Raw genomic sequence first — 13,997 nt, forward strand, 5'->3', positions numbered from 1 at the left:
TTCTCATGCGGAAGGTAATCATACATCAACAGCTCATTTTGCAGGTAGCCATATTATGGGGCGCTTCGGCACAGCAGAAGAATCTTATTCTTGGTTTATTGCTAACGGTACAAATGAAACCGATCATCATATTGGTGCAAAGTGGCTTGCTCATAATGGGGAAATGTATATTGATGGCGCTTCTTACAATGCAAGTGGAACTGATTTTGCACAAATGTTTGAAACAGCAGACAATAATCTTATTGATGTAGGTTATTTCGTTACATTTAGTAGCGAAGAAAAAATTCGGATCGCTACTTCAAACGATTCATTCATTTTAGGAATATCTAGCGCAACCCCGGCACTTATAGGAAATAGCGGTGCTTTAAGTTGGCAGAAACGCTACAAAACAGATAGCTTTGGAAAACGTCAATATGTATGTGCGGAATCGCAAGACATACAACCTCTTTTAAATACAGAATGGGATCCAGCTTGCAAATATATAGCAAGAAAAGATCGTGCCGAGTGGCTTCCTGTCGGATTAATTGGACAAATGCTAGTACGCGATGACGGCACTTGCGAAACGCATGGATATTGTCGTCCAAATAACGATGGCATTGCAACAAAATCCGAAAGTGGATTTTTCGTTATAAAGCGCACGGGTGAAAATCAAATTTTAATATTATTCCGCTAAGAAAAAAGGGAACAAAATTCTTCATTACATAAGAATTTTGTTCCCTTTTTAAGTATGCCTTACTACCTCCTGCATATCACTTGGAATCGTTGTAGTGAAAGACATTTTCTTCTCTAAAATAGGATGATAAAACGCCAATGATGTACTGTGAAGTGCTTGTCGTTTCATTTCATCCCTTTTCCCACCATATAAAGTATCGCCAAGTAACGGATGTCCTATATGCGCCATATGTACACGAATTTGATGCGTTCTTCCTGTTTCAAGCTCAAGCGATACATGCGTCTTATGATAGGCGCTATCAATCACTCTAAAGTGAGTAACTGCTCTTTGCCCCTTATCACAAACCGTTCGCTCAATAATGCTATCCGATTTTCGTCCAATCGGTGCGTCAATCGTTCCTTCTCGTTCGAGAATCTCACCATGCACGATTGCTTCATACGTTCTTTTCACAGCTTTTTGTTGATGCTGTTTCGATAAAAGATGATGCACGAAACGATTTTTTGCAATAAGCATAAGCCCTGAAGTATCACGATCTAATCTTGTTACAATATGCACTGTACTTGCAAGATGCTGCTTATCATAATGAGATAAGAGCGCATTCGCAACACTCCCTGCCGGATGTTCTCTAGACGGAATCGTTGACATGTCTGCCTCTTTGTTTATGACAAGAACCGCATCATCTTCATATACGATACACAAAGGAATATCTTCTGCAACCATCCCTTCGCTTCTTTCCTCCACTGGAAAAAAGACACGTAATTCTTCACCAGCTTGCAACTGATGACGAACGCTCGCATGCTGACCATTTACTTCAATAGCTCCGCCGTGAAACTTTATATCCGTTAATGCAGCTTTAGAAATCCCTTTTGTTTTTAAAAATTCTCTAACTAAAGCTCCCTCTTCAGCCGATTCTATATCCCATTTCAATGTAAATCTGTTCAAATATATAAACCCTTTCTATTTATCTGCAACAAACGAGTCACGAACTCGTTTCCAAAACGGGAATGGACGGAAACGAACAAATCGTACTTTCTCGTTTGCAACGCGATACTGGATTGATTTCACATCTTGATGCACCATCGTTAAATGGTCCACCGTAATTTGTAAGTTCATTCCTGCAGCCGGCTTCAACACACATGTATGATGCTTCGGCAGTACGAGCGGCGAACCTACCGTACGAAACACACGATTATTAATAGATGCCATTTCTGCAATTTGAATCGCTTCAATAGAAGGGTGAATAATTGCTCCGCCAAGCGCCTTATTATACGCAGTACTTCCCGAAGGAGTAGAAATACAAAGGCCATCTCCGCGGAACGTTTCGAAGTACTCTCCGCGTATTTCCACTTCTGTTACTAATGTACCTTCCGCACTTTTAACAGTTGCTTCATTCATCGCCAAATACTGTGACTCTTTACTCCCATTCACATAGCGAATAATCACTTCTAAAAGTGGATATTCCACCACTTGGAATGGTGTTTTAGCAATTGCAATTACTAATTTCTCTACTTCTGTCGGTAACCAATCTGCATAGAAACCTAAATGCCCTGTATGTACACCAACAAACGCTGTTTCATCCAATCGATTATAGTAACGATGAAACGCATATAAAAGCGTTCCATCTCCCCCAACAGAAATTACAATATCGGGTTCCTTTTCATCCATTATAAATCCAAAATCTAGCAAGTACTCTTTCATCGTGCCTGCCAATGTATCTGATGATTGATCTCCCTTTGACATAATTGTAAATTTCATCGCCCAACACCCTTTAGTTTATGATTCGGAATCTTTCGTTTCTTGTTTTCTTGAAAAAGCTTTCTGCGCTTCTTGAATTTCAAGACGGATAGAGGACATTTCTTCATCTAATAAAAATGCTGCTTCCGCTGCGCGTTGCAAGCGTATTTTAATATCTTCAGGAAAACGTCCACTATATTTATAATTTAAAGAATGCTCAATTGTTGCCCAAAAATTCATTGCTAACGTGCGTATTTGGATTTCTACTAATACTTTTTTTTCTCCCTGAATCGTTTGAACTGGATAACTAATGACAACGTGATAAGAACGATAACCGCTATCTTTCTTTTGCGTGACATAATCACGTTCTTCCACGATTTCAAAGTCATTTCGTTTTCGAAGATATTCTACAACAGGCTTAATTTCATCAACAAATTGACACATCATTCGAAGGCCCGCGATGTCTTGCATATCTTCTCTTAGCCGATCTAGCGGCACATTTCTCTTCTCCGCTTTATCAATAATACTAGCAACCGACTTTACCCTTCCAGTTACAAACTCAATTGGAGAATGCTCTGTTAACATTGAAAATTGAGTACGCATTCCTTTTAGTTTCACTTTCAGCTCTGCCACCGCTTGATGGTAAGGTGCTAAAAATTCTTCCCAATTTCGATTCATTTCAACCACCACCAAAATCAATCCATTTGCTTATAGAAATACTTTTTCTACAGCAGTTACTAGTTCTTCTCCGTAATTTGCATTACCTTCAATATTTTCAACTAAATATTCTACTTCTTCTTTTAAATTTTCTAATTCCATTTCAACGTCATTCACACGAACGAACATTACTATATCGTTATTCATCGCTTCATGCATTGCTTCCCAGCATGTGTGCGGAATACTTACATAAATGAAAGATGATTCGTTTTCTAAAATATATAAAAATGATAAATTGTCTGAGTCTACAAGTACGTGATTACGCGTACTTAACTCCTTTACCTCTATTTCATTATTTTCCGCACAAAAAATAAGCGCATTCTCTCTCTTTTCTACGCTCTTAACTTGAATTTTATTTTGCATGCTCTAACTCCTCCATCTCAACTTCCTGTCTTACTTAACAGTATTATTGTATCATAACATGGACGCAAACAAATAAAACATTGAACCAAATTTATGAAAAAGCGATAATGTGTAAAGAATTATTTTTTAAAAGGAGCGCGTATGCAATGACACAAGAAATTGAAATTGAATTTAAAAATATTGTTACAGAAGCAGAATTCGATACATTATGTAAATCATTCTCTATTGAGGTATTTACGAAACAGGTGAATCACTACTTTGAAACACCAGGCTTCTCATTAAAAGAAGCTGGCTCTGCACTTCGTATTCGTCATAAAGGAGAAACTTATACATTAACATTGAAACAACCTGCAGAAGTCGGCTTGCTGGAAACTCATCAAGTCGTAACAGAAGACAAAGCAAGAATGATGATGGAAACAAACGTAATCATTCCAGGGACTGTAATGGATCAACTACACAAATTACAAATTCCTGTTTCCACTTTAACTTATATGGGTAGTTTAACAACTGAAAGAGCCGAAACGCTATTTGAAGGCGGAACACTTGTCTTTGATCATAGTTTCTATTACAATCACGATGATTATGAAATTGAATTTGAAGTGCAAGATGAAGAAACAGGCAAAGCTGCATTTATGCATTTATTAAAGCAACATGACATACCAATCCGTCATACAAATAATAAAGTAAAACGCTTTTTCCTTGCCAAACAAAACAAAGCACGCTAAAGTGAAAATTCCACTAGTGAATACGTTCTACTAGTGGATATATCTCACTTTTTAAAAGGAACAGATTCTTTTACATCTGTAGAATAAGCAAAGAACGTTATGAAGGCTGTTTATTTGCCCTCTGGAACATTCCATTGCTACAATAGATATACATTTCATGGAAAAAGGAGTTTATAAAGGATGAGCAAGCAACCGATGACACCATTTGAGGCAATTGGCGGTGAACAATGCATTGCAATATTAGTAGACACATTTTATTCCTATGTCAGTAAACACCCTGACCTATCTCCCATCTTCCCGGATGATTTAACAGAAACCGCTAGGAAGCAAAAACAATTTTTAACACAATATTTAGGTGGTCCTAATTTGTACACTGAAGAACATGGTCATCCTATGTTAAGAGCACGCCATCTTCCGTTTGAGATTACTCCAAAACGAGCAGAGGCTTGGCTATCATGTATGGAGCAAGCAATGGATGACACAGGAGTGCACGGTCATATAAGAGAGTTCGTTTTTGAACGTTTAGCATTAACTGCTCAGCATATGGTTAATACTCCAAATGAAACAGGTGAAGTGTAATGGATAAGCAGGAAGCAAAGCATATAAATATGCCATCTCCTTCCGCATGTGAGCATAAGTCTGTAGAAGCATATTTATTTATTGATCCACTTTGTAAAGATTGCTGGGAAATTGAGCCCTTTATTATTAAACTATGGCTTGAATACGGGAAATACTTCTCTATCCGTCATATCGTAACAGGAAAAGTGGACGGAACGAACGCTTCCTCACACAAATGGAATAAACCTGCTAATATTCGATTTGTGTGGGAAAAGACAACAAGTTTACAAGGTTTTTCATGTGATGGAAAGGTACATATGCAAGAGGCATCGTCAACACCATATTTAGTATCGATGGCAATTAAGGCAGCGGAGTTGCAGGGCCGAAAAGCAGGTTCGAAGTTTTTGCGAAAACTCCAAGAATACATTTTCCTTGAAAATGTATCAAACCCTGACTGCGAATTATTACTTGCCTGTGCAAGAGATAGCGGTATTGATGTAGAAGAATTTAAAAAAGACCTACATTCCACTAGCGCAAAAAAAGCTTTCCAATGTGACTTAAAATTCACAAATGAGATGCATATTACAGAAATACCTTCTCTCGTATTTTTTCATGCGAATTCAGATGAAGAAGGTATTAAAATCGCTGGAACTTATTCTTACGACGTATACGTACAATTATTGAAAGAACTTGTAAAATGTGAAATTGAACCAGAACCGTTACCACCTTTAGAAGTATTATTAGAAGCCACACAATTTATCTCTTCAAAAGAAGTAGCATTTATATATGACTGCTCGCAGCAAGAGATCGAGCGTGAACTAAAAAAATTACAACTGAAACGAAAAGTACAAATGATTGACGTAAAATGTGAGCGTTATTGGAAATGGATAGCAAAAGAAAAAGACCTGGTGTAAAACACCAGGTCTTTTTCTTTACGGCTTATAAAAATATTAAAGGGGATGGGAGAAATTTTCACGTTCAAACAAAGGGGTATATGTTTGTATGTGAATTCGTTCACGCTTATTATATTACAAGATTCGACGTCAGATGACAACCCCTTTTGTCGAATTTCACACTTTTGTCACATTCTAAACGTTTTCATTTCTGAATAAGCTATAAAAAAGCTATTTTGGAGGTGTTCTGTATGAAAAAAACATATATTTTACTTATCTTACTAGCTGTCATCGTTTCTTTTTTCTTGTACATCCTCTCTCTACTACAAGCTTTTCCTAAAATTATTGCCTTCCCTCTTTTATTTGGAGTCATTGTCATCGCTCTCTCTTATTTCAACCATAAAAAACGATTTAAAGGGTTTTAACTACAAAAAAAATCGCAAAACTGCCTTCTAATTTAGAAAAAAGAAGGAAATTCACTTTATTTTTCCGACAAATATCGACAAAAATATTTAAAGCAAAAAAGACGAGGTAAATTCCTCGTCTTTTCTCTTACTTCTCTTCAAATAATAATGCTTCTAATTCATTTAATTTCTCTTCAAATACTTGCAATGCTTCTTTTACCGGTTCTGGAGATGCCATATCTACTCCAGCTTTTTTCAGAACTTCAATTGGATAATCTGAGCTTCCTGCTTTTAAGAACTCATTAATGTAACGTTCTACTGCTGGTTGCCCTTCTTCTAAAATTTGTTTAGATAGAGCTGTTGCTGCACTAAATCCTGTTGCGTATTGATATACGTAATAGTTGTAGTAGAAGTGCGGAATACGAGACCACTCTAAACCAATTTCTTCATCGATGACTAAAGCATCACCGAAATATTTCTTATTTAAATCATAGTAGATCTCCGTTAACATGTCTGGCGTAACCGCATGTCCCTCTTGTACTTTCTTATGAATAATATGCTCAAACTCTGCGAACATCGTTTGACGGAATACAGTACCACGGAATCCTTCTAAATAATGATTTAATAAGTATAGACGCTCTTTCTTATCTTCGGTCGTTTTTAATAAATAATCGTTTAGAAGCGCTTCATTACAAGTTGATGCAACTTCTGCAACGAAGATTGAATAATCACCGTATACGTGCGGCTGCGTTTTTCTTGTGTAGTAACTATGCACAGAATGACCGAACTCATGAGCAAGTGTATATAAATTATTTACATTATCATGCCAGTTCATTAAAATATACGGATTTGTTCCGTATGCACCAGATGAATATGCTCCGCTTCGTTTTCCTTTATTCTCGTACACATCTACCCAGCGATTTTCATATGCTTCTTTTAAAATGTCAACATACTCATCACCAAGCACGTTTAAAGACTTTAATAACATGTCTTGTGCTTCTTCATACTTCACGTTCATTTTCACTTCTGGTACAAGTGGTGTATATAAATCATACATATGAAGCTCATCAAGCCCTAGTGCACGCTTACGAATATCAATGTAACGATGTAGCAAGTGTAAATTATCATTTACAGATTCAACAAGTTGATCATACACCGCTTCAGGAATATTATTATTACTTAATGCCGCTTGACGTGCAGAATCGTATTTACGAACACGTGCATTGAAATTGTTACGTTTCACAGCTCCGCTTAACGTACTTGCAAATGTATTCTTATATTTTCCGTACGTTTCATATACAGCTTTGAATGCATCTTCGCGCACACGACGATCATCACTTTCTAAAAACTGAATGTAACGACCATGTGTAATTTCTACTTCTTCTCCATCCTCACCTTTAATAGATGGGAATTTCAAATCCGCATTATTCAACATACCGAATGTATTACTTGATGCGCTCATAACTTCAGATGCTTCTGCTAATAGAGCCTCTTCCGCTTCAGATAATACGTGCGGGCGTTGACGCGTAATTTCTTCTAATGCATGCTCATATACACTTAAGTCTCTATTTTCTTTCAAGAATGTTTGCAATGTATCTTCTGAAATCGATAAAATTTCAGGCACAATATATGCTGTGCTACTAGATACTTGTGAATATAAATTTGTCGCGCGGTCATTTAACGCTTGATACACAGAGTTTGTTGTATCTTGATCGTAACGCATATGCGCATATGTATATAGCTTACCTAATCGCATTGAAATTTCATCTTCATATTGCAATGCTTCAAGTAAATTGTTCGCAGAGTCACCAAGTTTCCCTTTAAATTCAGTTAACTTCGGTAATAGCTCTTTAATGGCTTGGAATTCTTTTTCCCATTCTGCATCTGTTTGGAAAATATCTTCTAATCGCCACGTACTTGATTCTTCAATCTCTTTGCGATCTGGTAATGTTTTTGCTGTGTTTTGTTCAGACATCCTTTAAGCCCTCCTTTAAATATCTCTACTTACATACAATTCGATTTTTCTTATGTAATTCCTTCACGATCAGTCTTTATTATATCCCCTTTTCCTTCTCTCATGTTGTACTTTGCCTCAAATAAAGATAAGGCATACGCCAAGCAAATTTCATCATATTTCATAACTTCCTCCTCTGTTTTCAGCATAACTACACCCCTTTTTTTTCGGTACTTATAAGTCCCTACTTTCTGCAATACACCTGCATAACATAGAAATACCATATATTCAGCAACTGCTACCTTCCATATATGCCGTGAAAAGTAAGGGAGCATACGCCTTTTCGTATACTTTTTCACATAACTACACACATACCCGAGGGAAATATAATCCCCTACCGCAAGCTCACCTATACACTTCATATATAGAAAAGCTTGCCATATAAATGGATTTGTTTGAAGAGCAAATGAAGACGGGAGCGGCACACCAATTTCAGAAGGAAAATTTGCTGGGGTACATTTACATTGATATAAGAGGCGTAATAGTGACTTATGATTGTAATTCCAAATCGGCAGAGCATTTTGCCGAAAGTAGCTCTTTCGCTGTTTCCATTCCTCACCTAATGTTTCTTTTCGGAAAGAGACGGGAGAAAAGAGCATTTCAAAAGTAGTTGTATCAGTTGGCAAATGAAGAGTATGTGAGAAAGAGACGCTTGTAGAAAATAAAGTGATAAACGCGCATTTCATAAATGATTTTTGTTCCGGACAGAAAAAAATAAGAAATGGCTGAGGATAAGATTGTAAGGAGAAAGCCATAAGGGAGGAGAATTTTATCCAATATGCTGATTGCTTTTTCAATTGATTTCCACCAATAATCCAAATGACCTTTATACCAACTCGCCAATACGAATAGGTTCGTTTGTACAGCTGCTCTATAGAGAGATTGGCGCATTGGTACTCAATCGCGATTTTCCTCCCTGCTCTCTCTATGAAAATATCTGGTCGTTGCTGAATCTCTGGCAGATAGTGCTCTATATTTACATGAAAGTTTTGACGTTTGAACCACCTATATAACAGTTCTTTACCGTGCATGTGATACATAGATTCTGCTTCATAAAAAGCAAGACATGCCTCCATTTTTTTATGAGCAAAATGCCAGCTTTTTTGTTTCCCTAATTTCATTTGCACTTCTTTCCCGCAAGCTATGCAAAAGAAGCTTTCTATTTTACGCATACGATGTAAAAGCTCTTCATCATGATGATAGAGTAGGTGAATTTTTTCTCCGTTTTCTCTTTTGGCGATAAACATCGGAATCACTCCCTTTCAGCTCCTTATATTCTACAATTTATTACAAATTCCTTTTAAAAAAGAGATGTCCCAATTTCGGACATCTCTTTTTATAATAAAGGTGATAATAATCGATACGTTGATTCCACAATCCGTCTATGAAGACGCCTTTTATGAAAACGATCGACATGAATTTCACTTGATTCTTCTATATCCTCTTTAAAATCTTGAACGAGTTTTCGAATGCTGTCTGTATCATATAAAAAGGCATTTACTTCAAAGTTCAAATGAAAACTTCTCATATCCATATTAGCGGTCCCAATTGAAGCTAAATCGGAATCGACAATGACAACTTTACTATGGAGAAAACCTTTTTCGTATTCATATATCTTTACCCCTGCATCTAAAAGCTCTGGGAAGTATGATCTCGATGCGTAAAAGACGGTGCGCTTATCGGGCTTACTCGGCATTAACAAACGAACATCAATACCAGCAAGCGCCGCTACCTTTAATGCAGATAAAATATCATCATCCGGAATGAAATACGGCGTCGCAATCCAAATGGATTTCCGTGCAGAAGAAATCATAGCAAAATATAAATGTTTAATTGTTTCCCATTTATTATCCGGTCCACCTGCAACGAGCTGCACGCCTCCCCAATGACCCCCCTCAACTGCTTTCGCTTGTAAATATTCAGGGGCTAGCACAGCCTCACCGGTCATATAAAACCAATCTTGAAGGAAAATAAGTTGCAAGCTTTGAACAGCTTCACCACGCAAATATAAATGCGTATCTCGCCAAAAGCCGAAGTACTTATCCTTCCCTAAATATTCATCACCAATATTTAATCCACCTACAAATCCTTCATTCCCATCAATAATAACGATTTTTCGGTGGTTTCGATAATTAATCTTATCGTTTAAAATCGGAAAGCGCACAGGGAAAAACGGAATCATTTCAACACCTGCGTCGTTTAATTCTTCAATATACGAATTCGATAATCTAAAACTTCCAACCGCATCATATAAAAAACGAACAACTACGCCTTCTTTTGATTTTTGTATTAAAATATCTTTAATTTCTGTTCCAAGCTTATCATCACGCACAATGTAATATTCCATATGAATGTGATGTTTCGCTCGTTTTAATCCATCTAAAATGGCCTGAAACGTTTCATCTCCATTTGTTAATGTTCTCGTTTCAGTTTGAAATGAAATATTTAAAGCGCCTAGGCGATCCGCTAAACGAAATAAAAGCTCTTGATGCTTATGATTACGCAAAATTCGTTCTTCGTAATCTTCATGCCCCTTATATTGTAAAAACGCTTGTTCATCGAGCAACGCCTTCTTTTGGAACATTCTCTTCCTCCGAAAGTTCTGTCCGAATAATAAATAAGCGAAGAATCCAAATACAGGAAAAATACCTAACACAATAAGCCATGTAAGTGTTTTTGACGGATGACGGTTCTCTAAGAAAATCACGCAGCCAATTAAAAATGCAGATACTGTAAATAAAATACTAATAATACCTAGAATCGACACATCTTTTATCCCAATTACATCCGAATAAAATGCTACATCAATAAACATACGTAACGAAACAAATAATGCGAACAATAGTAAAACAAAGAAAATCAACTTTAACGTATTTTTCATCTCTTACCTCCTTACTAAGAAAGCTTTCCTATTCTTCATATAAAAAGCCGATTTCATACTACAGAAATCGGCCTACGTTTTAGCAGGAAAATTATTGCGAATTGTTTCAAGCGCATGCTCTTTCACAATTTGTTTCCCATACTCACTTACACGATGAATTGTTAAAGTTGATTCTTCTCCGTACTCTAAAACAATACTTAAAATACGATCAATTTCTTCTTCATCATGTAGCACTTCATCGAATTCCACATATACATAATAGCGGTTCTCAAATGAATACAGCTCATCTTTTATATCTTCAAAGATAAGACGGTGGCTTAATGAAATGACATCTTCCAAATCATTAAACTTAATTAAAAAGCCAAACGTACCATCTTCGTTAAAGTTTGTTCCTGCTTGTTCTTCTACCTCTTCCACTAATTCTTGCTGGAATAATGATTCAATGCCTTCCTCTAGAGGAATGTCTATGATTTTATCTACACCTATTGGTAGTTCTAACTTTTGTCCATCCTTTGAAAGCTCTGCTTTCGTTACAAGTACTTCAATCCCTTTATCGACTGCTTGCACTTGAATCCATAACGGTCCATCAATAAAGAAATCGTCATGATCACGAGCTTCGTCCATCATCTCCCAAAAGAGCTCTTCACTTCGTTCGCGGTCGTACCAAATTTCTTCACGATTAAACCCTCTGTCCTCTATATCAATGTACGTAATAAAAAATTTCATCGTATGGTCATTAATTCTTTCAATATCCAAAATACAACTCTCCCTTCCTGCTTAGAATTGTTATGAAGGGATTCCCCACTCATATGACAAATCAATAGATTCTTGTACTCTCATTTTATGATAAGATTCTCCAGAATGGAAATAAAATCGATTTATTTTACAAAAATAGTTATATGCCTATCTTTATTCGATTGTCTACACAAATATATCATTATAGCGATTTCTTACTCACAAAAAATTTGGACATACATTTCCCCCTTTCCTCGTACACTGTAATAAAGTGAAACTTTTATTAGAGAAGATGATTTAGTCTCTCTCTTCACCACATACATATAGTTCGCTTATTAAAACATCATAAATGGAGGCAGACGAATGGACTTAGAGTTTTTAACATCTGTACTAATGATTGTCGGTATCGATGTTGTATTAGGTGGTGACAATGCAATCGTTATCGCACTAGCTAGTCGAAATTTACCTGAATCGAAACGAAATAAAGCCATTTTGATTGGTACTCTTTTAGCAATCGTACTAAGAATTATCCTTACTATACTAGCTGTCTATTTACTCGACATTCCATTTCTGCAACTTATCGGAGGCGTTTTACTTACATTAATTGCAGTAAATTTACTAACTGATAATAGCAACGATCTTTCTGCTATTCAGGGGAAAACAACTTTATTTCAAGCTGTGCGTACAATTGTATTCGCGGATCTCGTTATGGGGTTTGACAATGTTATTGCCATTGCAGGTGCAGCTCACGGAAGATTTTTACTCGTAATAATCGGCTTACTCATTTCTATCCCGATTATTATTTGGGGCAGCAAACTTATTTTAATACTTATGGAACGCTTTCCATTCCTCATTTATTGCGGGGCAGCGATTCTCGCCTATACAGCCGGAAAAATGGTCACACATGAAGACCGACTTGCAACCTTTTTTCATAACAACCCAAGTTTCACTGCAGGCATTCCTTACTTATTTATTTTCACCATTTTATGCATCGGTATTATCGTGCAACGAGTTCGATTACGGAATGTGAAACATTAAAAAAAACCTTCTACTATATAATAGGTAGAAGGTTTTCATATTATTATAATTAATTTACAAGACGCTGTGCTTCACGTAATTGGAACGTTCTTACTGTACGTGGTAAGAAACGGCGGATTTCGTCTTCATTGTAACCTACTTGAAGGCGTTTCTCGTCAATCATAATTGGACGACGTAAAATCCCTGGATAGTCACGAATCATCTTATATAAATCTTGAAGTGGTAAAGACTCTAAGTTTACATTTAATTCTTGGAAAACTTTCGAACGAGTAGAAATAATCTCATCCGTTCCGCTTTCTGTCATACGTAAAATCTCTTTAATTTCCTCAATCGTTAATGGATCTGAGAAAATATTACGTTCTGTATAAGGAATATGATTTTCCTCTAGCCATAATTTCGCCTTTCTACAAGACGTACAGCTTGGAGAACTATATAATGTTACCATACAAAGCTCACTCTCCTTAAAGAGTACAAATTCTGTACTAATTACAGTTTAAATTTCTAAATTCAGCAATTTTTTGCGATACCTTGTCTTAAAACAAAGTGCAAAAATCGCATTTCATGTAAGCAACAACTTTTAGCAAACAACAATTACTTTTAATAAGTAACTTCTATAATCATTATACAATAGATTTTACAAGAAATATACAGTAAATTTCCTTCTAATTGAGAAAACTCTTCCGTGTATTCCACTGCTATGTAACATGATCACACTCGATTCATCTGTACTTTAACAATACCTCCAACCCTCTTAACACTTGCTTTTCATAGATTATTCATATGATATATAGTTATTTTTCCAGAATCTTTCCTATAAAAAGAGAACGTTTTCTTACCTTTTCTTGATAAATCAATTAAGAAATGTAAGACTATACAATTGAGAATAAAAAGGAACGTTTGTTCTTATTTTAACAAACATTCTCCTTCATGTCTATACGATTTCTAAAATAAATCAATAATTTTTCTGACATTTCTTTCTTTTTTATCTTTTATCTCATACAATAAACATACAGACAGGCAAAGGGGGAATTTGCAAATGATTGCTTTTTTTATTGATTTTGTCACGGTTGCTGCCCTCATCATCGGAATAACAGCATTGATTGGTGTCATTACAAATAGCATTGGTGAAAAACTCTTTGGCGGAAAAGAAAAGATGAAGTTTGTTAATAAAAGTTTGGATGTGCAATCCGGCTGGAATCAAGTTGGCGGAAAAGGTATTTATAAGAAACGTACGTATTAAAAAAAGCAGGCAATCACCTGCT

General features: G+C 36.2%; 16 protein-coding genes. 7 read left to right on the forward strand and 9 right to left on the reverse strand.

The genetic code is table 11. The features are described from left to right. On the forward strand, window positions 1-673 hold a 673-nt coding region (locus tag MR113_RS04200; RefSeq protein ID WP_277929621.1), incomplete at its 5' end, for a peptidase G2 autoproteolytic cleavage domain-containing protein. Between the two features lie 48 nt (window positions 674-721). On the opposite strand, the gene MR113_RS04205 is transcribed toward MR113_RS04200, so the two are convergent. From MR113_RS04205 to MR113_RS04220, 4 genes are read right to left on the reverse strand one after another with little or no spacing between them, the layout of a single operon-like run. Further along, complete coding sequence (locus MR113_RS04205) at window positions 722-1,615, reverse strand: RluA family pseudouridine synthase (protein WP_242251421.1); 894 nt, start codon at window positions 1,613-1,615, stop codon at window positions 722-724. A 15-nt stretch (window positions 1,616-1,630) separates the two neighbouring features. Continuing rightward, complete coding sequence (locus MR113_RS04210; RefSeq protein WP_000673186.1) at window positions 1,631-2,428, reverse strand: NAD kinase; 798 nt, start codon at window positions 2,426-2,428, stop codon at window positions 1,631-1,633. Window positions 2,429-2,446: 18 nt separating this feature from the next. Further along, a complete protein-coding gene (yjbM, locus tag MR113_RS04215) occupies window positions 2,447-3,085 on the reverse strand; it encodes a GTP diphosphokinase (protein ID WP_242251423.1) in 639 nt (212 codons plus the stop codon). 30 nt (window positions 3,086-3,115) lie between these two features. Continuing rightward, on the reverse strand, window positions 3,116-3,487 hold the full coding sequence (locus MR113_RS04220; protein ID WP_242251425.1) for a UPF0738 family protein: 372 nt from the start codon (window positions 3,485-3,487) through the stop codon (window positions 3,116-3,118). Between the two features lie 146 nt (window positions 3,488-3,633). On the opposite strand from MR113_RS04220, the gene MR113_RS04225 reads away from it, so the two are divergent. The 4 genes from MR113_RS04225 (at window position 3,634) to MR113_RS04240 (ending at window position 6,088) form a co-directional block, all read left to right on the forward strand. Continuing rightward, window positions 3,634-4,212 (forward strand): CYTH domain-containing protein, encoded by a 579-nt coding sequence (locus MR113_RS04225; RefSeq protein ID WP_242251427.1) that lies wholly within the window; start codon window positions 3,634-3,636, stop codon window positions 4,210-4,212. A 180-nt stretch (window positions 4,213-4,392) separates the two neighbouring features. Then, complete coding sequence (locus tag MR113_RS04230) at window positions 4,393-4,791, forward strand: globin domain-containing protein (protein ID WP_000043382.1); 399 nt, start codon at window positions 4,393-4,395, stop codon at window positions 4,789-4,791. After that, window positions 4,791-5,684, forward strand: coding sequence for a ClpXP adapter SpxH family protein (locus MR113_RS04235; RefSeq protein WP_000360655.1), 894 nt, complete (start codon window positions 4,791-4,793; stop codon window positions 5,682-5,684). Before MR113_RS04230 ends, MR113_RS04235 begins: the two co-directional genes overlap by 1 nt. A gap of 230 nt (window positions 5,685-5,914) precedes the next feature. Further along, window positions 5,915-6,088 carry a hypothetical protein gene (locus MR113_RS04240; RefSeq protein ID WP_046957017.1) on the forward strand — a complete coding sequence of 58 codons (174 nt, stop codon included), beginning with the start codon at window positions 5,915-5,917 and terminating at the stop codon, window positions 6,086-6,088. Between the two features lie 127 nt (window positions 6,089-6,215). Here the strand turns inward: MR113_RS04240 and pepF are convergent, their stop codons facing one another. The 4 genes from pepF to mecA all read right to left on the reverse strand — a co-directional run bounded on the left by pepF (window position 6,216) and on the right by mecA (window position 11,718). Next, the gene (gene pepF, locus MR113_RS04245) at window positions 6,216-8,042 is read right to left on the reverse strand and encodes an oligoendopeptidase F (protein ID WP_000003387.1); all 1,827 of its coding nucleotides are present in this window, start codon (window positions 8,040-8,042) and stop codon (window positions 6,216-6,218) included. Between the two features lie 50 nt (window positions 8,043-8,092). Beyond that, window positions 8,093-9,337, reverse strand: coding sequence for a competence protein CoiA (locus MR113_RS04250; RefSeq protein WP_242251429.1), 1,245 nt, complete (start codon window positions 9,335-9,337; stop codon window positions 8,093-8,095). 80 nt (window positions 9,338-9,417) lie between these two features. Next, window positions 9,418-10,962, reverse strand: coding sequence for a cardiolipin synthase (locus MR113_RS04255; RefSeq protein ID WP_242251439.1), 1,545 nt, complete (start codon window positions 10,960-10,962; stop codon window positions 9,418-9,420). A 72-nt stretch (window positions 10,963-11,034) separates the two neighbouring features. Further along, window positions 11,035-11,718, reverse strand: coding sequence for an adaptor protein MecA (mecA, locus tag MR113_RS04260; RefSeq protein WP_242251441.1), 684 nt, complete (start codon window positions 11,716-11,718; stop codon window positions 11,035-11,037). A 342-nt stretch (window positions 11,719-12,060) separates the two neighbouring features. On the opposite strand from mecA, the gene MR113_RS04265 reads away from it, so the two are divergent. Next, on the forward strand, window positions 12,061-12,735 hold the full coding sequence (locus tag MR113_RS04265) for a TerC family protein (RefSeq protein WP_098596768.1): 675 nt from the start codon (window positions 12,061-12,063) through the stop codon (window positions 12,733-12,735). Between the two features lie 49 nt (window positions 12,736-12,784). On the opposite strand, the gene spx is transcribed toward MR113_RS04265, so the two are convergent. Continuing rightward, window positions 12,785-13,180: a transcriptional regulator Spx gene (gene spx, locus MR113_RS04270; protein WP_000258267.1), complete on the reverse strand. Its 396-nt coding sequence runs from the start codon at window positions 13,178-13,180 to the stop codon at window positions 12,785-12,787. Between the two features lie 591 nt (window positions 13,181-13,771). On the opposite strand from spx, the gene MR113_RS04275 reads away from it, so the two are divergent. Then, entirely contained in the window at window positions 13,772-13,975 is a 204-nt protein-coding gene (locus MR113_RS04275; RefSeq protein WP_000559978.1) for a hypothetical protein, read from the forward strand. Window positions 13,976-13,997: the final 22 nt, after the last annotated feature.

Source organism: Bacillus cereus group sp. BfR-BA-01379 (genome assembly GCF_022663605.1).
GTDB lineage: Bacteria > Bacillota > Bacilli > Bacillales > Bacillaceae_G > Bacillus_A > Bacillus_A mobilis.